The organism is Dorea sp. AGR2135 (genome assembly GCF_000420885.1).
Classification (GTDB): Bacteria; Bacillota; Clostridia; order Lachnospirales; family Lachnospiraceae; genus Dorea; species Dorea formicigenerans.
In genome coordinates, this window is the sequence record NZ_ATVU01000011.1 from 57,770 (window position 1) to 81,027 (window position 23,258).

18 protein-coding genes are annotated in these 23,258 nt (G+C 42.0%); 2 read left to right on the forward strand and 16 right to left on the reverse strand.

Features of this window, described 5'->3' with window-relative positions; translation table 11 throughout:
• Positions 1-21: 21 nt before the first annotated feature.
• The 15 genes from G593_RS0108710 to G593_RS0108780 all read right to left on the reverse strand — a co-directional run bounded on the left by G593_RS0108710 (position 22) and on the right by G593_RS0108780 (position 20,277).
• On the reverse strand, positions 22-1,266 hold the full coding sequence (locus tag G593_RS0108710) for an NAD(P)/FAD-dependent oxidoreductase (RefSeq protein WP_005336233.1): 1,245 nt from the start codon (positions 1,264-1,266) through the stop codon (positions 22-24).
• Between the two features lie 18 nt (positions 1,267-1,284).
• Positions 1,285-2,187, reverse strand: coding sequence for a MurR/RpiR family transcriptional regulator (locus tag G593_RS0108715; protein ID WP_005336231.1), 903 nt, complete (start codon positions 2,185-2,187; stop codon positions 1,285-1,287).
• A gap of 245 nt (positions 2,188-2,432) precedes the next feature.
• Entirely contained in the window at positions 2,433-3,848 is a 1,416-nt protein-coding gene (locus G593_RS0108720; RefSeq protein WP_005336230.1) for an oxaloacetate decarboxylase subunit alpha, read from the reverse strand.
• Between the two features lie 40 nt (positions 3,849-3,888).
• The gene (locus G593_RS0108725; protein ID WP_029731431.1) at positions 3,889-5,040 is read right to left on the reverse strand and encodes a sodium ion-translocating decarboxylase subunit beta; all 1,152 of its coding nucleotides are present in this window, start codon (positions 5,038-5,040) and stop codon (positions 3,889-3,891) included.
• A gap of 34 nt (positions 5,041-5,074) precedes the next feature.
• Positions 5,075-5,440, reverse strand: a complete 366-nt coding sequence (locus G593_RS0108730) for a biotin/lipoyl-containing protein (protein WP_029731432.1) — start codon at positions 5,438-5,440, stop codon at positions 5,075-5,077.
• 23 nt (positions 5,441-5,463) lie between these two features.
• Entirely contained in the window at positions 5,464-6,234 is a 771-nt protein-coding gene (locus G593_RS0108735; RefSeq protein ID WP_005336225.1) for an OadG family transporter subunit, read from the reverse strand.
• Between the two features lie 14 nt (positions 6,235-6,248).
• Positions 6,249-7,688, reverse strand: a complete 1,440-nt coding sequence (locus G593_RS0108740) for an acyl-CoA carboxylase subunit beta (protein WP_029731434.1) — start codon at positions 7,686-7,688, stop codon at positions 6,249-6,251.
• A gap of 212 nt (positions 7,689-7,900) precedes the next feature.
• Complete coding sequence (locus tag G593_RS0108745; protein ID WP_005336221.1) at positions 7,901-9,889, reverse strand: 2-isopropylmalate synthase; 1,989 nt, start codon at positions 9,887-9,889, stop codon at positions 7,901-7,903.
• Between the two features lie 173 nt (positions 9,890-10,062).
• Positions 10,063-11,652: a sodium:solute symporter family protein gene (locus tag G593_RS0108750; RefSeq protein WP_005336219.1), complete on the reverse strand. Its 1,590-nt coding sequence runs from the start codon at positions 11,650-11,652 to the stop codon at positions 10,063-10,065.
• A 259-nt stretch (positions 11,653-11,911) separates the two neighbouring features.
• The gene (locus tag G593_RS0108755; protein ID WP_005332919.1) at positions 11,912-12,580 is read right to left on the reverse strand and encodes a UDP-N-acetylglucosamine pyrophosphorylase; all 669 of its coding nucleotides are present in this window, start codon (positions 12,578-12,580) and stop codon (positions 11,912-11,914) included.
• 31 nt (positions 12,581-12,611) lie between these two features.
• Positions 12,612-14,783 carry a DNA topoisomerase gene (locus tag G593_RS0108760; RefSeq protein WP_022278616.1) on the reverse strand — a complete coding sequence of 724 codons (2,172 nt, stop codon included), beginning with the start codon at positions 14,781-14,783 and terminating at the stop codon, positions 12,612-12,614.
• An 88-nt stretch (positions 14,784-14,871) separates the two neighbouring features.
• Positions 14,872-16,977 carry a polyphosphate kinase 1 gene (gene ppk1, locus G593_RS0108765; RefSeq protein WP_022278617.1) on the reverse strand — a complete coding sequence of 702 codons (2,106 nt, stop codon included), beginning with the start codon at positions 16,975-16,977 and terminating at the stop codon, positions 14,872-14,874.
• Positions 16,978-17,089: 112 nt separating this feature from the next.
• On the reverse strand, positions 17,090-18,175 hold the full coding sequence (gene asd, locus G593_RS0108770) for an aspartate-semialdehyde dehydrogenase (RefSeq protein ID WP_029731435.1): 1,086 nt from the start codon (positions 18,173-18,175) through the stop codon (positions 17,090-17,092).
• A 38-nt stretch (positions 18,176-18,213) separates the two neighbouring features.
• Positions 18,214-19,593 carry an argininosuccinate lyase gene (gene argH, locus G593_RS0108775; protein WP_029731437.1) on the reverse strand — a complete coding sequence of 460 codons (1,380 nt, stop codon included), beginning with the start codon at positions 19,591-19,593 and terminating at the stop codon, positions 18,214-18,216.
• Between the two features lie 75 nt (positions 19,594-19,668).
• Positions 19,669-20,277 carry an epoxyqueuosine reductase QueH gene (locus G593_RS0108780; RefSeq protein WP_005336198.1) on the reverse strand — a complete coding sequence of 203 codons (609 nt, stop codon included), beginning with the start codon at positions 20,275-20,277 and terminating at the stop codon, positions 19,669-19,671.
• Between the two features lie 204 nt (positions 20,278-20,481).
• Here G593_RS0108780 and G593_RS0108785 point away from each other — a divergent pair, with 204 nt between their 5' ends.
• Together G593_RS0108785 and G593_RS0108790 are read left to right on the forward strand one after the other, a co-directional pair.
• The gene (locus tag G593_RS0108785) at positions 20,482-21,249 is read left to right on the forward strand and encodes an ABC transporter ATP-binding protein (RefSeq protein WP_005332946.1); all 768 of its coding nucleotides are present in this window, start codon (positions 20,482-20,484) and stop codon (positions 21,247-21,249) included.
• On the forward strand, positions 21,242-22,051 hold the full coding sequence (locus G593_RS0108790) for an ABC transporter permease (protein ID WP_005336194.1): 810 nt from the start codon (positions 21,242-21,244) through the stop codon (positions 22,049-22,051). The genes G593_RS0108785 and G593_RS0108790 overlap by 8 nt, the downstream gene beginning before the upstream one ends.
• A gap of 112 nt (positions 22,052-22,163) precedes the next feature.
• Here G593_RS0108790 and G593_RS0108795 read toward each other — a convergent pair whose 3' ends face one another.
• Positions 22,164-23,234: a type IV pilus twitching motility protein PilT gene (locus G593_RS0108795; RefSeq protein WP_005336192.1), complete on the reverse strand. Its 1,071-nt coding sequence runs from the start codon at positions 23,232-23,234 to the stop codon at positions 22,164-22,166.
• Between the last annotated feature and the right edge of the window lie 24 nt (positions 23,235-23,258).

The window sequence follows — 23,258 nt, forward strand, 5'->3', positions numbered from 1 at the left end:
TCTGCTTTATATTTCTTTTAATTACTGGATTGCATTTCCTGCCGCATATCCAGTCGACCAGGCAATCTGCAGATTAAAGCCTCCGGTCAATGCATCCAGATCCAGTACTTCTCCCGCAAAATATAACCCTTTTACAAGCTTTGATTCCATCGTTCCAGGATCAATTTCTTTCACATTAACTCCGCCTTTTGTAATAATCGCTTCCAGATAGCCGCGAAGTCCGGTAAGCGTCATACGAAAATGCTTGATCAAATGAACAAACTGTTTCCGTTCTTCTTTCTCTATACTGTTAACCTTTTTCTCCGGATCAATCCCGCCAAGTTCCAGCATGACCGGAATTAATTTAGTTGGAAACAGCTTTGTGATTGCATTTTTAAATTGCCGGTTATGATTCTCTTCAAAATCTCTCAGCACTCTCTGATCCAGTTGTTCTTCTGTAAGAGCCGGTTTCAAATCAATTTCCAATGTCAGTTCCTTTTTCTGTCCATTTTTATCCATGAATTTTTTGCCCACATAACTGCTGGCACTGATAATCAATGGACCACTGACACCAAAATGTGTAAACAGCATTTCTCCAAAATCTTTATATAATTCTTTCTTTCCATCCAATATCTTTGCTTCTACATTGCGAAGCGAAAGCCCCTGCAATTCACAGATCCATGGTTCTTTTGTCTCCATCGGCACAAGAGACGGAAAGCATTGTGTTACTTTATGCCCAACGTTTTCGGCAAATCGGAATCCATCACCTGTAGATCCTGTGGAACGGTAAGACAATCCACCTGTTGCAACAATACATGCATCTGCGGCTTGTGTAGTAGTGTCTTTTAATACCACCTTGTTAAACTTGCCTTTTTCAGCTTCTACACTTTTCACTTCTGTATTTAAGCAGACTTTCACGCCCACTTTTTTCATTTCCCGTTCCAATGCGCGGATAACATCAGACGAATGATCTGAGATCGGAAACACTCGATTTCCTCTCTCTATCTTCACTGGCACCCCTGCATCTTCAAAGAAATCTATCACATTCTGATTCGTATAACCATAAAAGCTGCTATACAAAAATTTAGAATTCGTCACAACTGCATCAAACAATTCTTCCATATCTGCGGCATTTGTAATATTACATCTTCCTTTTCCAGTAATAAATATTTTCTTTCCTAGTTTTTCATTTTTTTCATACAGCGTGACTTGATGTCCGTTTTTTGCCGCTGCAATTGCCGCAAACATTCCCGCTGCTCCGCCACCTACTACAATAACATGACTCATTTATATTATCCTCTTATTCTAGTCATTCATTTTGACTGTATCGCCTACCATATTCAGTTCATCTCCACTGTAGACCTGATACTCATCCCAGATATCTTCCAGCGCCTCCAGTGTAGTGATTACTTCTTTCTGCTTCTTCATGCAGAGTGCCACCACAAGAGCATTGAGCACGCTAAGTGGTGCTACAAGAGAATCTACGATCGAAGCCATATCACTTCTTGCAATCAAATTACAGGAAGAATATAGGTTCATCGGCGAATGTACACTATCCGTAATCGTGATTACCTTAGCCTTTCTGTTACTTGCAAATTCCAATGCTTTAAGCGTTCTCATAGAATATCTCGGAAAACTGATTCCAATGATCACATCTTCTTCATCAATTCGCAGCAATTGCTCGAAGATTTCACTGGAACTGTTCGTATGAACCGCTGTCACATTATCACAAATCAAATTGAGATAGAAAGACAGAAAGCTTGCAAGTGGTGCACAGCTTCGTATTCCGACTACATATACTCGCCTTGCATTCAGAATCGTGTCTACAGCCATTTCAAACGCCTCGTGGTCAATTCCTTCCATTGTCAGCTTTATCTTCTCTATATCCGACTGTAGAACCGATGTTAGAATCTCTCCTTGACTGATCCGTCCATACGTCACTTCCATTCGTTGAATGGAATTAAGTTTTGTACGGACCATCTCGCCAAGCGCCCTTTGAAACTGGGGATAACCTTCATATCCAAGAGCTGTTGCAAATCTTACAACTGTCGATTCACTGACTCCAACCTCTTCACCCATTTTTGCAGCCGTCATAAATGCTGCTTTATCATAATCTTCACGGATAAAATCCGCCAGCTTTTTCTGCCCTTTACTGAACTTGTTATATCCGTCTTCTAATCTTTGCACTAATTCATTTTGTGTTCCCATATAGCGTCTTCCTTTTCTATTACATCGTTTCTATTATAAGATGTAAAAGAGAAATCTTCAACCTTTAATCCTATCTATCTCAATCATCTATCTTAATTCTATCTTAATCTATCTCAAATCTGCCTTAAATACTTCTAATGCGCACCTCTGATATCTTTTTTAAGCCAGCATAATAAAACAGGCGGAAAATCTTCCGCATAAATGCATCTTTGACTTTCCGCCCGTTTTCATTATTTTATATTCTGCTATACTGGATAACTTCCATTCTCAGTATCAGCAATTGTCTGATCGACCTTTGTCTGCTGTGCCTGACGATATTTGAAAAACTCTGTTGCTACCTGTGGGAACAATGCATAAGATAATACATCTTCATCCTGCTGGATCCACTGAGCACATTCTTTTCTGAGTGTGTCAAGCTCATCCGGAATCAAATCTGCCGGACGGCAAGTGATAACTTCCGGATTATCTCCAAGAACTTTCTTTACGACATCTGGGTTAAATGGTTTTGCTGTCTTACCATATTTCCCACTTAAGATGTCTTTTGTCTCCTGTGTTGCAACTTTGTAGCGTTCTCCCATCAGCACATTAAATACAGCCTGTGTACCTACAATCTGTGAAGATGGTGTTACAAGTGGCGGTTCACCAAGATCTTTACGAACTCTTGGGACCTCCTCAAGTACGTCGTAGAATCTATCCTCCGCTCCCTGTTCTTTTAACTGGGAAGTCAGGTTAGACAACATTCCTCCCGGTACCTGATAAAGAAGTGTCTTAATATTAACCCCTAAGTTCTTAGGATTCAGAAGTCCACTCTCAAGAGCCTCATCACGAATCGGTCTGAAGTAATCAGCAATCTCTGCCAGTAAGTTCTGATCCAGTCCACTGTCATAAGGAGTTCCCTTAAATGTCTCAACCATAACTTCTGTAGCCGGCTGTGATGTTCCAAGTGCAAATGGTGACATTGCAGTATCAATTACATCGACCCCTGCCTCTACAGCCTTTAAGTAAGTCATAGACGCCTCTCCTGACGTATAGTGGGTATGAAGCTGAATTGGAAGATCTACAGCTTCTTTCAATGCCTGTACAAGCTCTGTTGCTTTGTATGGTACAAGAAGTCCGGCCATATCTTTGATACAGATAGAACTTGCTCCCATATCCTCAATTCTCTTCGCTGTCTCTACCCAGTAATCCAGTGTATAAGCATCACCAAGTGTATAAGAAAGAGCTACCTGCGCCTCTGCTTTTTCCTCATTCGCTGCATCTACTGCTGTCTGAAGGTTGCGAAGATCATTCAGGCAGTCAAAAATACGAATAATATCTATTCCATTTGCAACAGATTTCTGCACAAAATATCTTACCACATCATCAGCATATGGACGATATCCAAGGATATTCTGCCCACGGAATAACATCTGTAATTTTGTATTTTTAAATCCATCACGGAATTTGCGAAGTCTGTCCCATGGATCTTCTTTCAGGAAACGAAGAGATGCATCAAATGTAGCACCACCCCAGCACTCTACAGAATGATATCCAACTTTGTCCATTTTTTCCACAATCGGAAGCATCTGCTCTGTAGTCATACGAGTAGCGATCAAAGACTGATGCGCATCACGCAGAACTGTTTCCGTTATCTTAATTGGTTTTTTTTCAATTTCTGCCATTATAATTTCCTCCATATATTGTCAATTACAATATTGACTGTTACATTACTCCAAAGATTGCCATGAATGTACCTGCAGCTACGGCAGTACCGATAACACCAGCTACGTTCGGTCCCATTGCATGCATCAGAAGGAAGTTCGTTGGATCTGCCTCTGCACCAACCTTCTGAGATACACGCGCAGCCATAGGAACCGCAGAAACTCCTGCTGAACCAATCAGAGGGTTTACTTTTCCATGTGAAACCGCACACATGATTTTACCAAATACAACTCCGGCTGCTGTACCAAATGCAAATGCGATCAGACCTAACGCAACGATTTTCAATGTATCAAAGTTCAGGAATGCTTCCGCACTTGTTGTAGCTCCTACTGATGTACCAAGCAGGATAACTACAATATACATCAATGCATTGGATGCTGTCTCTGTCAACTGTCTAACGACGCCTGATTCACGGAACAGGTTACCAAGCATCAACATACCTACAAGTGGTGCTGTTGTTGGAAGAATGACGCAGACTACAATTGTAACAATAATCGGGAAGAGAATCTTCTCGAGTTTAGATACAGGTCTTAACTGTTCCATTCTGATCTTACGTTCTTTCTCCGTTGTAAGTAATTTCATAATCGGTGGCTGAATAATCGGAACCAGTGACATATAAGAATAGGCCGCCACTGCAATTGGTCCCAGGATCGCCGTCTGCTGCAGTTTACCTGCGAGGAAGATAGATGTCGGTCCATCTGCTCCTCCAATAATTGAGATTGCTGCCGCTGCTTTGTCGGAGAATCCCATGCACATTGCTCCAAGGTATGCAGCAAAAATACCGAACTGTGCTGCTGCTCCAAGAAGGAAACTCTTTGGATTCGCGATCAACGGTCCAAAGTCTGTCATCGCACCTACTCCAAGGAAGATCAGTGACGGAAGAATTGACCACTCATCCAGCTTATAGAAATAGTAGAGAAGTCCACCCGTTCCATTTGATGCATCCTCTGCATGTAACATAATATCCGGATAGATATTTACAAGCAGCATACCAAATGCAATTGGCACAAGAAGCAGAGGCTCAAATCCATGTCTGATTGCCAGGTACAAGAAGAAACAAGCCACCGCAATCATGACCACATTGCCCCATGTAAGACTAAAAAACGCCGTCTGATGCACGAGGTTTCCTAATGTTGTTGTTATATATTCCATTTCTTAACCTCCAGTCGTATATGTGTCGGCAGTATTATTTCAATGTTGCTAATACTGCTCCGGATTCGATTGCATCACCAACAGCTACGTTGATGCTTGCTACAGTTCCATCTTCCGGTGCTACAACTGGGATTTCCATCTTCATTGCCTCGATTGTAAGAACAGCATCACCCTTCTTCACTGCCTGACCTACAGTAGTGTCAAGTTTGAATACTTTTCCGGCTGCTCCTGCTTTTACTTCAATAGATCCGGCTGCTCCTGCTGCCGCTTTCGGTGCTGTCTTTGGAGCTGCTTTTGGTGCTGCTTTCGGTGCAGTTGGTGCAGGTGCTGCACCTGCTCCTGTCTCTTCTACTGTTACATCATAAACATTACCATTCACTGTAATTGTATAATTTTTCATTCTGATATCCTCCTAATTACTCACTATGAATTCCATTTATTTGACGGACGGCGCTTAATGCTGCGGACAACAAATCCATCTGTCGTTGTCTCTTCTGCTGCTGCAATTGCTGCTGAAATAACAGCGATCAATTCCAGATCATCCGTTTCATCCACTTCTTCGACTGTCTCACTTACGGCCGCTTTCGTTTCTTCTTTCTTCTCATCTTTTTTCTCGCCAAATGCATTCTGGATTGCCGGAATGTATTTAAACAAAGAAATCAGGAATGAAATGAAGATCAGTACTGCAAATACAGTTCCCATTCCAAGCAGTGTATTTAAGCCTGCCTTTTCCACAATCTCTCCCAGTGAGAACTTCGCACTGACTGTCATACTTTCAAGGTATAAATCTTTATCAAACACAAATTCAATCGTAGCATCACGATCTTTGAACTGTGCCGGTACAGATACTGTCAGCTCATCATCTTTCGCTTCAAATGTATAATCTCCATGTCCGACATACTCACCGCATTCTTTGATTCCTGCCTGCCAGCTGTCAACTGCGCCATCAAAGCTGTCCGGTGTGAACTTCAATCCAGACATCATGAACTGATACTCTTTGCTGAATTCGTTCTGGTCGTTCCACTGTGCCAGTGTATCACTGTCTACATTCTGGCAGTAGTTTATCAGAAACTCTGTCTCCTGCTCGATCATTGCCTCATCATATTCCAAAGTAGTCTGTGTCTTACCACATCCTGTCAGGCATACGATTGCGGTCATCATCAGGCAGAGCAATAAGCTAATCTTTTTCTTCACTTTGCCTCACCTCTCTAAACTGTTCCATGCTTTTTCATCGGGCTTTCTTCTCTTTTTGTAAATAACATCTCAAATGCTCCGATGACATATTTTCTAGTGTCAGCAGGCTGGATAATTGTATCTACATAACCTCTTCTTGCTGCGGAAACCGGACTGGACTGAAGCTTGGCATATTCTTTTGCTTTCTCGTTGATTGTCTCAGCATCAGCATCTGCATACATAATTTTTGCTGCAAGATCTGCTTCCATCATTCCGATTTCTGCTGTCGGCCATGCATAGACCATATCAGCACCAAGAGATTTACTGTTCATTGTCACATAGGCACTTCCAAATGCTTTTCCGATTACAACGTTAACTTTCGGTACAGTTGCATTTGCAAATGCATAAGTTAATTTTGCCGCTGCCTTTGCAAGGCTTCTTTCTGCACACATAGTTGCCGCAAATCCTGATACATTCGTCAGTGTAAGAACCGGAATATTAAATGCATCACAGAACTCTACGAATCTGGCTGCTTTTCTTGCGCCTCTTGCAGAAAGTGCTCCATCAAACTCTTCTACAACTTCTGCATTCTCATCATAAACTTTAGATCTGTTTGCAACAGTACCAACTGTCATACCATTCAAACGAATAAAGCCTGTTACCATGTCTTTTGCATGATTCTTCTGAGTCTCAAAGAATACATGATCATCTGCGATTTCAGCAAGGGCTATTGCTGTATCTTCTGTTGCATTTTCAATCTCTGAACATGCACGATTCAGATCATCTGAACATTCTGTGTATGATGCATCTTCCTCATTATTACATGGTAAAATGCTTACTAATGTACGAATCTCTGAAAGAATCTCTTCTTCTGTTCCGACACCATCTACAAGACCTGTCTTTTCACTTTGGAATTTTGCAGAAGATGTATCACATTTATCTACTGTATTTCCTGGAATCGCATTCGGAGAATTTACGAATAACTTCGCATTCTTTTCTTCCATAAATGTAAAATCTGTAAGAGCTGGTACTAAGGACAAGCCTCCGCCACAGGTTCCGAAAATTGCTGTAATCTGTGGAATTACTCCTGATGCAAGTGATTGTTTTAAATACAATGTTCCAAATGCCTCAAGTGCGTCTGTTGCCTCCTGGAGTCTGAGACCTGCACAATCTACAAGTCCAATAACAGGAGCCCCCATCTTCATTGCCATATCATAAATGTTCGCGATCTTTCTGGCATGCATCTCACCAATTGATCCCTTCAATACTGAAGCATCCTGGCTGTACACATATACCAGATTACCATCGATCACTCCATAACCGGTAATGACACCGTCTGCCGGAGTTTTCTTTTCCTGCATGTTGAAATCTGTTGTTCTGGCTGTTACTGCTCCGCCGATTTCAACAAAGCTGCCTGCATCAAGTAACTGTTCAATGCGATTACCTGCTGCATTTTCTGTTGCCATGTTGCCCATAATTTAGCCCTCCATTTTCTTTATTAAAATATGGTTATACCAAAATTTCGCCAAATTTATTATAACTTTTTTACCGAAAAATGGCAACGCCTACAAGATACATTTGTTAAGGATTTGACAAATTTTGTTAATTATTTATGACTTTTGTTAAAAATCAAAAAGCGGTTTGGGCAATTAGCTCAAAACCGCTTTTATAGGTCTATAAATTCTGTTTATTTTTCATTTCTAAATTGAATTGGAGTCATATTATATGCCTTTTTGAACAATCGATTGAAATGCTCCACATTCTGATATCCGACAGATAATGCAATATTTTCCACTGTCATATTGCTGCTCTTAAGAAGTGCTCTTGCTTTCTTCATACGGATTTTCTTTACCAGTTCTCCAAATGTGACGCCGGATTTCTCCTTAATGTATTTGGAAATGTATGGTTTAGACAAGAAGAACTTCTCAGCAAGGTCATCTAATGTAATATCAATATAGTTCTCCTGAATATAATTCATAATTTCAATCATACGTGCGTCTTTACATGTATTGGAATTTCCAATCTCTTCCAGCTTATTAACTGCAACTGTGAGTGCCTCAATGGATGCCTTGATAATATCGGCGTCAATTCCAACACCCCAAAATGTCTTTCCTTGGCAGATTATACCAACATATGCAACAGCCTTGGAGGATGATCCTTTTGTCAGAGAATGTTCCTCGTAAAAGCTCAGTTCATAGCTGACGTTGAAATACTGTTTGATTGCATTGCTGACCGCATCCAAACGTCCATTACCCGTTGCGGTGATGACCTGGCTCTCTTTCTCATGATTGATCGTAACCTCAGCTGTAATTCCATTGACCTGTTTGAAATGACACTCATCAATATGGAATACCGGTTTTGTATTAATGTAGTTATCAGAGAAAATCTGATATACAAGTTCCGGAGTCAGCTCTTTATGTGCACGGTCAGAAATACCTTTCACAAGATATCCGACTTCCTCACGCATCTCTTTTGGAAGATTGATTCCATGGCTCTGTTTCAGAATGTAGTTCACACCACCTTTACCAGACTGGCTGTTGATGCGGATAACATCTGAATCGTATTTTCTTCCAACATCCTGTGGATCGATCGGCAGATATGGAACTGTCCATGTATCGCACTTCTTCTCTTCTCTCCACGCCATTCCTTTTGCAATAGCATCCTGATGTGATCCTGAAAATGCTGTAAATACCAGATCTCCTGCATACGGCTGACGCTCATAGACATGCATTCTTGTCAGTCTCTCATAAGTTTCGCGAATATGGTGCATATCAGTAAAATCAAGCTTTGGATCCACTCCGTGAGAGAACATATTTAAACCTAATGTCACAATATCTACATTACCGGTACGCTCTCCATTTCCAAATAATGTACCTTCGATACGGTCAGCTCCTGCCAGAATTCCAAGTTCCGCAGTAGCAACACCACAACCACGGTCATTGTGTGGATGAAGGCTTAATACAACATTATCTCTGTATTTCAGATTTTTATCTACATACTCTAACTGGCACGCAAATACATGTGGAATCGCATTTTCAACGGTTGTCGGAATATTGATGATTGCCTTGTTGTCCGCACTTGGTTTCCATACGTCCAAGACTGCATTACAAACTTCGACCGCATAATCAACCTCTGTTCCAGAGAAACTCTCCGGGCTGTATTCAAATGTAAAGTTACCATCTGTCTCATTTGCCAGCTTCAGAAGTAATTCTGCTCCATCGACTGCAATCTTCTTGATCTGCTCTTTGCTTTTTCTGAATACCTGCTCTCTCTGTGCAACAGATGTGGAGTTGTACAGATGGATCACCGCATGAGGCGCTCCCTTAACAGCTTCAAATGTCTTCTTAATAATATGCTCTCTTGCCTGAGTCAGTACCTGAACGGTCACATCATCTGGGATCATATTCTTCTCAATCAGCGTTCTCATGAACTTGTACTCGGTATCGGATGCTGCCGGGAATCCAACCTCGATCTCCTTAAATCCGATATCTACTAACATCTGGAAGAACTCCAACTTTTCCTCAAGACTCATTGGCTCGATCAACGCCTGGTTACCATCTCGCAGGTCAACACTACACCATACCGGCGGTTTTTCAATCTCTGTCTTCTTCACCCAATCATATGTGACGACCGGTGGCATAAAATAAGTCTTTTCGTACTTTTCAAAATTATTCATATCTATCACCCTTCCAAATTAATTTTCATCAAATTAGTTGTCTTTTTTTAAGACTTACTCATACTAACACAGGAATAAAAAAAAGGAAAGTGACATATTTAATCACTTTCCTTGATTTTTTTTAATATTCTTATGCTTTTTTGAGTTCAAGACTCAATTTTTCTGTCATTTTTTTACTCATCCTCAAGAGCTTCTTTTCTTGTCGTCATAACTTTCTCTTCGTAACATGCAAACAGATCATCGATTACTTTCTTCGCCTGTTTCTTTGTAAAGAGACTTACAACCGGAACAAGAATAAGTCCACCGACCATAGCGATCACACCGGAATTGATTGAAGATTTGAAAATGTATCCAAGTATCGGTCCCCAGCCGCTCACATCAACTCCTCCAAGTGTAATGACAAGCTGGATCACTGCTGCCGCACACCCCCATATAAAACAAACAAATGCAGAAGCTTTTGTCACGCCTTTCCAGTATAATCCATATAAGAACGGTGCCAAAAATGACCCTGCAAGAGCGCCCCAGGAAACTCCCATCATCTGTGCGATAAATGTTACTTCCGGATGTGCATCTTTAAAGATTGCAATCACTGCCGATACAAAAATAAAAAATACAATAAACACTCTCATAACAAACACCTGCTTTTTCTCAGACATTTCTTTCTTAGATGCAGGCTTGATCACATCCAGTGTAAATGTAGAACTTGATGTCAGCACCAGTGATGAAAGGGTGGACATAGATGCGGATAATACAAGCACAATGACCACCGCTATGACAAGTGCCGAAAGTGTGGATAACATGGTCGGCACAATGGTGTCAAACAACGGTTTTCCGGTGGCTGGATTGATGGTTACCTTATCTGCATACAGTCTTCCGAATCCTCCAAGGAAATAGCAGCCTCCGGCAACAATAATGGCAAACACTGTGGATATAACCGTTCCTTTATGTATATCTTTCTCGCTCTTAATGGCATAAAATTTACCGACCATCTGTGGCAGCCCCCATGTTCCAAGGGAAGTCAGAATTACCACAAATAAAAGCGCCATCGGATCCGGTCCAAGAAACGCGGTGTATGCTCCCTGCCAGCCCGCATCGCCTGTCACAGAAGCCAACGCCTTTGTTGCCTCCTGAAATCCTCCATTGTCGGCAAGTACTGCTCCGATTACCGCGCAGATTCCAAACAACATAATGATTCCCTGAATAAAATCATTGATCGCCGTTGCCATGTATCCACCGAAAATAACATAGAATCCAGTCAGTACCGCCATAATTAAAATAACAAGCCAGTACGGAATATCAAACACAAGTCCAAAGAGACTGGAAAGTCCATTGTATAAGGACGCCGTGTACGGAATCAGGAAAATGAATACAATGACCGATGCCGTTGCCTTAAGCGGCTCACTGTCAAATCTCTTACCAAAGAAATCCGGCATCGTCTTAGCATCTACATGCTGTGTCATAATACGGGTTCTTCTTCCAAGCACATTCCATGCAAGCAATGACCCAATAAATGCGTTTCCAAGTCCTGCCCACGTACTGGCAAGACCAAAATTCCATCCAAACTGTCCCGCATAGCCTACAAAAATAACAGCTGAAAAATATGACGTTCCAAATGCAAAAGCCGTCAGCCACGGACCAACGCCACGCCCTCCAAGAACAAAACCATTCACATCTGTCGCATGCTTTCTGGAATAAAATCCGACATAGATCATAATCGCAAAGAACACGACAAGCAAGATAATACATAATACTTCCTTTGACATCTCTCATTCCTCCGAATAACTAGTCTTTTGTTTAAATTTATTACTTTAAACCGTTGTGCTTTAAAGTGTTAAAGTCTTTCTGTACAATATCATACGGGAAATATATTGTCAATACAGAGAACTTATTTTTTCTGTCATCTCTTCCGTTTTTTGGGGCACTGCCTTCCGCATGCCAGATATTTCTAAGAACACAGAAAAAGGCTGTACAATCGTGTACAGCCTCTCCTGTGTTTTTATATAATTGGATACATGCGGATTTTTAATATTTCTCTACTACTTCACCCTGCTTTTTGTAGATACTGTTTGCAGGTACGAATCCTCTGACACTGGACAGCGGGTAGATATTGCTGTGGCTTCCGACTACACTTCCCGGATTCAATACTGTTCCGCAGCCAACTTCTACTTCATCACCGAGCATGGCTCCGAATTTCTTGATTCCGGTCTCAATCTGTCCTTCTGGCGATTTTACTACGACCAGTTTCTTGTCTGATTTTACATTGGAAGTGATAGATCCTGCTCCCATATGTGCTTTGTATCCAAGTACGGAATCTCCAACATAGTTGTAATGTGGAACCTGTACTTTATTGAACAGTATAACATTCTTAAGTTCTGTAGAGTTTCCGACTACGGCTCCCTCTCCTACAATTGCATTGCCACGGATAAATGCGCAGTGGCGAACCTCTGCATCTTTTCCGATGATTGCCGGTCCGTGGATATATGCTGATTCAAATACTTTTGCAGATTTTGCAATCCACACATTTTCTCCTACTTTATCATACTCGTCTGCCGGAAGTGTCTCTCCCAGTTTTACAATGAAATCACTGATCTTCGGAAGTACTTCCCATGGGTAAGTCACTCCTTCAAAGATATCCTTTGCAATTGTCTCATTAAGATTATACATCTTTGCTACTGTCATTTCTTCGAACATTTCTAAAATCCTCCTGTTCACAGTTTACTTATTATTTTTTATATTCTTTTTTCGTACTGGTCTTTGTTCTGTTCTTTGCGCGCCCGGATTTTGTGTACTTCGCCGCCTGCTTCTCATTCTTATAAAACGGTGCGACCCGGTCATAACAGGCACGGAGCTGATATTGATTATTCAGTCCTTTAACGCCTTCCGTGCGGCTGGATACAAAACGGTCCAATTTCATCATGTATTCATCAGAGGTAATATCTCCATCTGCCACATAGGTCAGCCCCTTCTCCCAGCTTGCTGTCAGCTCCGGATTCAAAAGCGACCGTACAGAATGGTCAACCACATCATAGATCATTTCTCCAAGCATGGTCGGTGTGACAATCTGTGTCTTCTTATTGAGTGCCAGATATTTATTGTTAAAAAGCTTCTTTAGGATTTCACCTCTGGTCGCACTGGTTCCGATTCCACTTCCTTTAATCTGTGCGCGAAGCTCTTCGTCTTCAATCAATTGTCCTGCATTTTCCATAGCAAGGATCAGGGAACCGGAATTATAGCGTTTCGGTGGAGATGTCTTTCCTTCCTTAATCTCCATTCCCTGGATCGGGAGAGTCATCCCTTTTTTCAGGCTTTGGATTTTTTCAAAAAATGCCTGGGAAGATGCCATATCTTCGTTACCGTCACCATTGTCACCCGAATTGTTATCACCGGAACCATCACCTGTTTCTGCGGGAGTCACACTTCCACTTATATTTCTGTCTTCTGCTCCTGCAGCGCTGCCAGATTCTCCCTTCTTTTCTCCCGGAACTCCAACAACTTTTAAGTAGCCAGGCTCTGCCAGTACTTTAAAGCTTGCAAAGAAAGACTCTTCTTTTACCTTTGTTGTAATGGCAACCTTCTGATAAACCGCCGCCGGATAAAATATACTTAAAAATCGTCTTACGATTACATCATAGACCGCCCGTGACGTCCAGGAAAGTCCACTTAGCGCACTCATGCCTTGTCCGGTTGGAATAATGGCATAGTGATCGGTAATCTGTTTGTCATTGACATATCTTGTCTTCGCCAGACCTTTATGACTTCCGAATTCTACAATCTCCTGTAAAAACAAAACTGCCGGCTCATATTTCATAAGTCCATTGAGATTCTTATGTATCTCTTTTGCCACAGCCGTGGAAAGCACACGGGCATCGGTTCTCGGATAGGTCGTCAATTTCTTTTCATAAAGTTCCTGCGCAATTTTCAGTGTCTCATCCGGACTGATTTTAAAGCGTTTCGAACATTCATTCTGCAGCTCCGCCAAGTTAAATAACAACGGTGGATTTTTCTTTTCCTTTTTCTTTTCAATGGACGCAATCTGACCTATGACCGGTTGTTCCTGCGTCAGATAATCTATGACCTGCTGCGCCTTTTCGCGCTCTTTAAATCCATTTTCCTTATATAGATCAAATGACTCGAACCACTTGGAACCCTTTACTGCACGCCATTCTCCTTCAAATGTCTGACCCTGTTCTCCAATTGTCGCAAGAATACGATAAAACGGTGTCTCGATGAACTCACGGATCTCACGTTCTCTTCTTACAACCATTCCAAGAACACAAGTCATTACACGCCCTACAGAGACAACTGAGTAATCCGTTCCAAGATAATTAGAAATACTATTTCCATATTTTAATGTCAATAATCTTGAAAAATTGATTCCCATGAGATAATCTTCCTTGGCTCGCAGATAAGCAGCACTTGCCAGATTGTCATACTCACTTAAATCCTTTGCCTCACGGATTCCTCGCAGTATTTCCTCCTCTGTCTGAGAATCAATCCACACTCTTCGTCTATTTTTTCCATGTACCTGCGCCTGTTGTTCTACCAGACGGTAAATATATTCTCCCTCGCGTCCTGAATCGGTACAGACATAGATCGTCTCTACATCCGGCCGGTTCAAAAGCCCTGCTACAATCTTATACTGTTTCGCCACCGACGGTATAACTTCATATTTGAATCTTGTCGGTATAAACGGCAGCGTCTGAAGACTCCATTTTTTCAAGGCAGGATCATACTCCTCCGGATAACTCATAGTCACCAGATGTCCTACACACCAGGTCACAATGGAATCCTCTGATTCCAGATACCCGTCCTGCCTTCTGGTGTTCAGCTTCAATGCCTTCGCAAACTCCTGTGCAACACTGGGTTTCTCAGCTATATATAGTGATTTCCCCATATTTATTACGTTAACTCCTTACTTTACCTTTTTTATTAATTACATCCGAATTCTTATCATCCTCATAGAATACTGGCAAATTAATTTTTTACCTGCTGAATATCCGTCCGATTCTCTTCAATAAACCAATTTTCTCCGGTACTTCCTGTGACGGTTTTGCCTGCAATGCCTCTTGCATAAAGACATTCTGTGAATCAATATACGGTTCTTTCTGCTCTTTGCGCCTGTATTTTCCGTCACTTCCAAGAACTCTTGCTTTTACATTATCACTTAACATCACTTTCAAATAGTGATTGATCTGCCTGCGGATATCCTGATCCAGTATCGGGGCAGCTACTTCTACACGCTTCTCAGTATTACGTGTCATCATGTCTGCTGATCCAATATAAATCTTCTGATCATTTCCACTTCCAAAACTGAAAATACGCGGATGCTCCAGATATCTTCCGACAACACTCATCACACGGACATTGTCCGTATAGCCAGTTACGCCCGGCAAAATACAACAGATTCCCCGCACGATCAGATCCACTTTCACTCCTGAGCGTGATGCTTCTGATACTTTCTGTATAAAATCTACATCCGTAACAGAATTCATTTTCATAATGATCCGCCCATTAGAACCTTTTTTGATTTCCTCATCCATCAGATAAAGAATCTTCTGCTTCAGGCTGGTCGGTGATACGATCAAATAATCATATTGTCCTGCCAGATTACCAATTGACATATTTTTAAAGAATTCTGCCGCATCTTTCCCTATTGCCGGATTTGCTGTCATGAGCGACAGATCTGTATACATTGCCGCTGTCTTTTCATTGTAATTACCAGTTCCAATCTGTGTAATATACTGGATTTCTCCGCGGCTTCTATAAGTAATAAGACAGATCTTTGAATGCACCTTATAACCGTCAAATCCATAGATCACACGGCATCCTGCTTCTTCCAGGCGCTCAGACCAGTCAATATTATTCTGCTCATCAAATCTTGCACGCAGTTCGATCAGAACCGTTACTTCTTTTCCGTTTTCTGCTGCCGCACACAGATATTCTACCAGCCTTGCTTTCTTTGCCAGACGATAAATCGTAATCTTGATCGTCATAACATCCGGATTCACCGACGCTTCTTTTATAAGGCGCAAAAACGGATCCATACTCTCATACGGATAGAATAACAGGATATCTTTTTTCTTTATCTGGCGCATCACATTACCTGCTGCCACATGTCCACTGTTCTGTGGCGAAAATGGCGTATAAGTCAGAGAGCGTTTCATAGCTTCCGGTAAATTCCCACTGATACCAAAAATGTAATCTAATTTCATCGGCATCTTTGTTCGAAAAATCTGATTCGGCTCAATCTCAAACTTCTCACAGAAATATTTCTGTGTCTCTTCAGACAGTTTATTTGCAGTCTCCAGTCTGACTACCGCCATACGGCGGCGTTTGTGAATAGTCTGCTGCATAAGATACCGGAAATCATCCGTCACTTCCAAAGCCTCGTCATCCGGAGACACATCAGCATTTCTCGTTACACAGATATAATTCGCTTCCGACACTTCGTACTTCGGAAATACCAGGTTCAGATGCTCCAGGATGACCTTTTCCATACGAATGTATCGGATATCATGTCCCGGAAGGCACAAAATGTCCGACACGAACTGTGGAACCGGAACAATTCCCATCATACTTTTGTTATCCATCTTCAAACTTGCCGTTACATACAATTCTTTATTCAAAAGATGCGGAAATGGATGATTCGCATCCACAATCTGCGGGGAAAGAATCGGAAGAATCTGATCTTTAAAATAAAACTTTACATACTTCTTCTCCTGGGATTCCAATTCTTTATAATCAAGTCCACACACTCCATACGGATGCAGTTCTTTCTTAATCTCAGCATAAGTCTTATCGCGCTCTTTATATAAAGGTGCAACTTCTGTCAGGATTGCATGGATCTGCTCCTGCGCTGTCATGCCGGACCGGCTGTCTTTTGCCTTGGCATCTGTGTGCACCATATCATAAAGACTTCCAACACGAATCATAAAGAATTCATCCAGATTGCTGGTGAAAATTGCAACGAATTTCATCCTTTCAAGAAGCGGCACCGACTCGTCCTGTGCCTCTTCCAGTACCCTTTGATTGAACTTAAGCCAGGATAACTCCCTGTTCTGGGTATAATTCAATAACTCTTTACTCATCAGCCTCGTCCTCCTTTTTCATATCTGCTTTCTATAATATATTTATAATTTTTCAGAAACAAATACAGCCAGTTTCTGTTTTATATAACTGGCTGCATTTCTGTTTTTATAATTATTTTGCCTGAATATATCCTTTTGCCGTCAGTGCTTCTGCGCAGAGTACAGCTCCGCCTGCTGCTCCGCGGACTGTATTGTGTGAAAGTCCTACGAACTTAAAGTCGAACATAGAATCTTCTCTGAGACGTCCGATGGATACACCCATTCCGTTCTCATAGTCTACGTCTAATCTTACCTGTGGACGGTTATCCTCTTCCATGTAGCGGACAAACTGCTTTGGTGCACTTGGAAGTCCTGCCTCCTGCGGAAATCCTTTGAAGCTTTCCAGTTTCTCAATAAGCTGCTCTTTTGTAGGTTTCTTCTCAAAGTTGATAAATACTGCGGCTGTATGTCCGTTCAGAACCGGCACACGCAGACACTGGCATGTAATCTTCGGAGCATCTGCAAGTGTGATCTGTCCGTTCTCATATGTTCCAAGAACACGAAGCGGCTCCTGCTCGCTCTTTTCTTCCTCTCCACCGATGTATGGAATAATATTCTCTACCATCTCCGGCCACTCTTTGAATGTTTTACCTGCTCCGGAAATTGCCTGATATGTTGTAGCAACAACTTCTTTTGGTCCGAACTCTTTCCATGCTGCAAGGCAAGGTGTGTAACTCTGGATAGAGCAGTTTGGTTTTACTGCAATAAATCCGCGAGTTGTGCCGAGACGTTTTCTCTGATCATTGATCAGTTCAAAGTGGTCTGAGTTAATCTCCGGCACTACCATCGGAACATCTTTTGTCCAGCGGTGTGCACTGTTATTGGAGACAACCGGTGTCTCTGTCTTCGCATACGCTTCCTCGATTGCGCGAATCTCGTCTTTTGTCATATCAACTGCACTAAATACAAAGTCTACAGAAGAAGCTACTTTCTCGACTTCATTAACATTCGCAACGATCAGTTTCTTAACTCCTTCCGGCATCGGTGTATCCATTTTCCAGCGGTCTCCGATTGCTTCTTCATATGTCTTGCCTGCTGATCTCGGGCTGGCTGCAACTGTTACAACCTCGAACCATGGGTGGTTCTCCAGAAGTGCAATAAAGCGCTGTCCAACCATTCCTGTTGCTCCTAATATTCCGACTCTTAATTTCTGATTCATCGTTTTTCTCCCTTCTATCTTCCTGCAGATTATGTATCTTAATATTCTGCCATATACTTCTTATAACTGTCTACTGCTTCCTGCATCGGCTTCACACCCGGCGCACCTGTGGTGTTACGCTTCTCCACGCAAGTCTTCAGGCTGATTGCCTCATAGATATCCTCCTCGAATACCGGAGAAATCTTCTTATATTCCTCAAGTGGAAGATCGTCAAGCGGAATCTTCTTATCCAGGCAGAGAAGTACAAGCTGACCTACGATTCCGTGTGCGTCTCTGAATGGTACTCCGTGATTCACAAGATAATCCGCTGCATCTGTCGCATTTGTAAATCCGTGCTTTGCACTCTCTTCCATGCGGTCATTCTTAAATGTCATCGTACGAAGCATGCCTGCAAATAACTGTAAGCATCCTTTTGTTGTATCGATTGCATCAAATGGAAGTTCTTTATCTTCCTGCATGTCTTTGTTGTATGCAAGCGGAATTCCTTTCATTGTAACAAGAAGTCCGGTCAGTGCAGCATAGACACGTCCAGTCTTACCTCTTACAAGCTCTGCAATATCCGGATTCTTCTTCTGCGGCATAATACTGCTTCCGGTACTATAAGCATCATCAATCTCAACAAACTTATATTCATTAGAATTCCAGATGATCACTTCCTCTGAGAAACGGCTCAGATGCATCATAATCATGGAAAGCGCTGACAAATACTCAATCAGATAATCTCTGTCAGAAACACCATCCATACTGTTCATAGTTGGTCCGTCAAATCCAAGAAGCTTTGCTGTATAGGCACGGTCTAATGGGTAAGTCGTTCCTGCAAGAGCTCCAGATCCAAGCGGACATGTATTCATTCTTGTATAAATGTCTTTCATACGCTCATGATCCCTTTTGAACATCTCAAAATACGCACCCATGTGGTGAGCCAGTGTGATTGGCTGTGCTTTCTGTAAATGTGTGAATCCCGGCATATATGTCTCAAGGTTATTCTCCATAATTTCAAGAATCGCCTCTAACATCTCCTTGATCAGTGCATCTGTCTCCTGCACTTCATCACGGATATAAAGCTTCATATCCAGTGCAACCTGATCATTTCTGCTTCGCCCTGTATGAAGCTTCTTACCCGCATCTCCCACACGGTCGATCAGGTTTGCCTCAACAAAACTGTGAATATCTTCATATTTATCAGTAATCTTAAGTTTTCCTGATTTCACATCATCAAGAATCCCCTGAAGTCCTGTAATAATTGTCTCTTTTTCTGCATCGGTCAGGATTCCCTGCTTTGCAAGCATGGTAACATGTGCCATACTTCCTTTGATATCCTGCTCATAAAATCTCTGGTCAAATGAGATAGATGCATTGAACTTATATACTAACTGGTCAGTCTCTTTTGTGAAACGACCTCCCCATAATTGTGCCATAATCTCTTCCTTTCCGTCATTTAATACTGTACTGTATAAAAGTGTACCATATTTTTATCTAAAGTCAACAGTGTCTTACTTTCGTTGTCTCTGGGAAAATTCACAACCACAGTAATCCTGTCTGTACAAACCATAAATTTTTGACAGTTCTGTGGAACGCTTGTAACCATTTTTCTTCTTAAAATCTGAAATCAAATATTCCACACCATATTCTTTTGCCAGACTCTGCCCGATTTCATTGAGCTTTGCTGCATTCTTCAGTGGACTGATGCTAAGCGTGGTTGTAAAATAGTCATATTCTCCTGCTTTTGCAATCTCTGCAGTCTCTCTGAGACGCAGCTCATAACATTTCATGCACCGGGAGCCGCCTTCTTTGACCTCCTCAAGTCCCCTGGCCATCTCGTAAAATTTCTCTTTCTCATATTCTCCCGCTACAAAGCTGACCGGATATTTGAAATTCATATCATCGATCAGTTTCTGTTGTTCCAGAATCCGCTTCGTATACTCTGTCTCCGGATAAATATTCGGATTATAGTAGAACACTGTGATTTCAAAATAATTGCTCAGATACTCTAACACATAACTGCTGCATGGAGCACAGCAACTGTGTAACAGAAGCCTTGGAACACGCCCTTCTTTTGTCAGCGTATCCAATAACTTGTCTAATTCTTTTTGATAATTCATACTCATCGTTCCTATCTTGCGTACTCACATGCAATTATAACTTTTTCATAACAAGATGACAAGGGAAAATCCATATTTATGAACCATTTATGAACCATTTTATGACCACAAAAAATACATTTTTCGTTTGATATAAAACTGACCACACATTTTCTTTCAAGATACATATGATAAGATATAGGATTATCATTTGCGGAGGTTTCCATGGATCAAGTACTGGAACTTAAGAATATTCACTATGCTTACCACAATCCGGACGGAGAAACTCCTGCCATAAATGGCATCTCCTTTATCCTGAATAAAGGAGAATTCGTTGCCATCGTCGGACCTTCGGGTTGCGGAAAGTCAACGCTTCTTTCTATTATTGCCGGACTTCTCATACCGGAAAAAGGCTTCATTAAAATCAATGGGAAATACCTTCACGAAAGCACTACAAATGTAGGCTATATGTTACAACATGATGAACTTTTCGAATGGCGGACCATTTACAATAATGTTATTTTAGGACTGGAAATTCAGCATATGCTGACTGCAAGGACCCGGGAAAAGGCACATAATCTTTTAGACATCTATGGGCTGAAACAGTTTGAAAATGCAAGGCCCTCGGAACTTTCCGGCGGCATGCGCCAGCGGGCCGCCCTGATCCGTACGCTCGTTCTGGATCCAGATCTCCTACTGTTGGATGAACCATTTTCCGCATTGGACTATCAGACCCGCTTAAATGTCGGGGACGATATTGGTCAGATCATCCGGCAGGAAGGAAAATCAGCCGTTCTTGTAACACACGACCTGTCAGAAGCCATCTCCCTTGCCGACCGGATCATTGTCCTTTCCGGACGCCCGGCTAATATACGTCAGACTGTTCCACTCATTTTTGATTTGGAACAGGATACTCCTTTGAACCGCCGGAACTCCCCGGAATTCAAACATTACTTCAACTTAATATGGAAGGAGCTGAATACAGATGACTGAATTTTTAAATGAACTTTCTGAAAATCAGATCAACTATCTGAAACAGCAAAAGAAGCACAAATGCATTGTCGGTATCTCCCGGATTCTGATTCTTTTCAGTTTTCTCTTTCTTTGGGAATTCACTGCAAATTTAGGTATCATCGACTCCTTCATCTTTAGCAGCCCGTCAAAGATTGCACTATGTTTCTGGGGCATGGTGCTGGATAAAAGCATTTTTCTGCACACCAATGTCACACTATACGAGACAATCTTAAGCTTCCTGCTCGTCACTGCCACCAGCATTCTGGTTACCATTCTTCTTTGGTTCAGCAGACGGTTATCAGAGATCCTGGATCCTTACCTGGTAGTACTGAACAGTCTGCCGAAGTCTGCACTGGCACCACTTCTTATTGTCTGGCTTGGAGCAACAAAAACAACAATTATCGTCGCCGGAATGTCTGTAGCAATCTTTGGAAGCATTCTGAACTTATACACCAGTTTTATGACCGTCGATCCAGGAAAACTGAAACTCATCTATACACTGGGTGGAAATCGGAGGCACGCGCTTCTAAAGGTCGTACTTCCTTTTTCTCTTCCGGCAATCATCAGTAACATGAAAGTCAACATCGGACTCTGCCTCGTAGGCGTGATCATCGGTGAATTTCTGGCTGCCAGAGAAGGGCTTGGATATCTGATCATCTACGCGAGCCAGGTCTTTAAGATGGATTGGCTTCTTATGAGTATCCTTCTTCTCTGTCTCATGGCAACACTTCTCTATTCGCTCATCAATCTACTTGAGCGTTGGTGCCGGAAGCATTACTAATATCTCAATTCTTTTTTGTAGAACAAAGAATGTGCAATTTCCTATTATATGAAAAAAGGACCTATCACCTCTTGTGACGGTCCTATACATAATAGCGTGTTTTTTGTTTTACTTACATATACTGTGTTAACTCCGCTTTATTATTAGTAAATTTCATTGCTTCTTCTCTTGTAATATATCCCTGTTGCATCAATCTGGAAAGATCCATATTCAGTGTATGCATCCCGCTCGCCGCTGAAGATTGCATCATAGCGGAAATCTGGTGCGTTTTTCCTTCACGTATCAGGTTCAGGATGGCATCAGAACCTGTCAGGAATTCGGTTGCAGGTACACGGGTCATACCCCCTCCACATGGAATCAGGCACTGGCTTATGATTCCCTTTAAGGTACCGGCAAGCTGGATACGCACCTGGTTCTGGCTTTCTGCCGGGCAGGCGTCAATGATACGCTCCACCGTCTGGGCTGCACCTGTCGTATGAAGTGTAGACAATACAAGATGTCCTGTTTCTGCCGCAAGAAGTGCTGCTGAGATTGTCTCATAATCGCGCATTTCTCCTACCAGAATCACATCCGGGTCTTCACGCAGGGCACTTCGAAGTGCGGAAGCAAAATTCGTCACATCCTGACCCACCTCTCTTTGATGGATCAGAGATTTCTTGCACTCGTAGACATACTCAATTGGATCTTCGATCGTAATAATATGTCTGTCATACTTCTGATTCATAGCCTCAATGACCGCTGCAAGAGTTGTTGATTTACCACTTCCTGTCGGTCCGGTAACAAGGATAATTCCTCTTGGCTCCTCGGAAAGCTGATACAATGTCGTTGGAATTTTGAGTTCTTCCAGAGTCGGAATATGTTGATTCAGCAGCCGGATCGTTGCTGCGATTTTTTTCTGTTCACAGAAAATATTCACTCGCTGGCGGCAGCCATCGGTGGTCTGCCAGGCAAAATCCACATCCTGACCATCTTCGAACTGCTTTCTTTGCTTCTCATTCATCATTCCAAGAAGTACTTCACGGATATCATACTCCTTCAATACGTCCCTGGCCTGTGTCAGGCACCCGTGAATCCTGTACCACACATGCATCCCCTCTGTAATATGAATATCGGAGACCGAACGTATCCTTGCCTCCCTGATAAGCGTATCGATCACTGTATGAATCTGTCTTCGATCTAACATATTCTTCTCCCCTATCCTATCTTC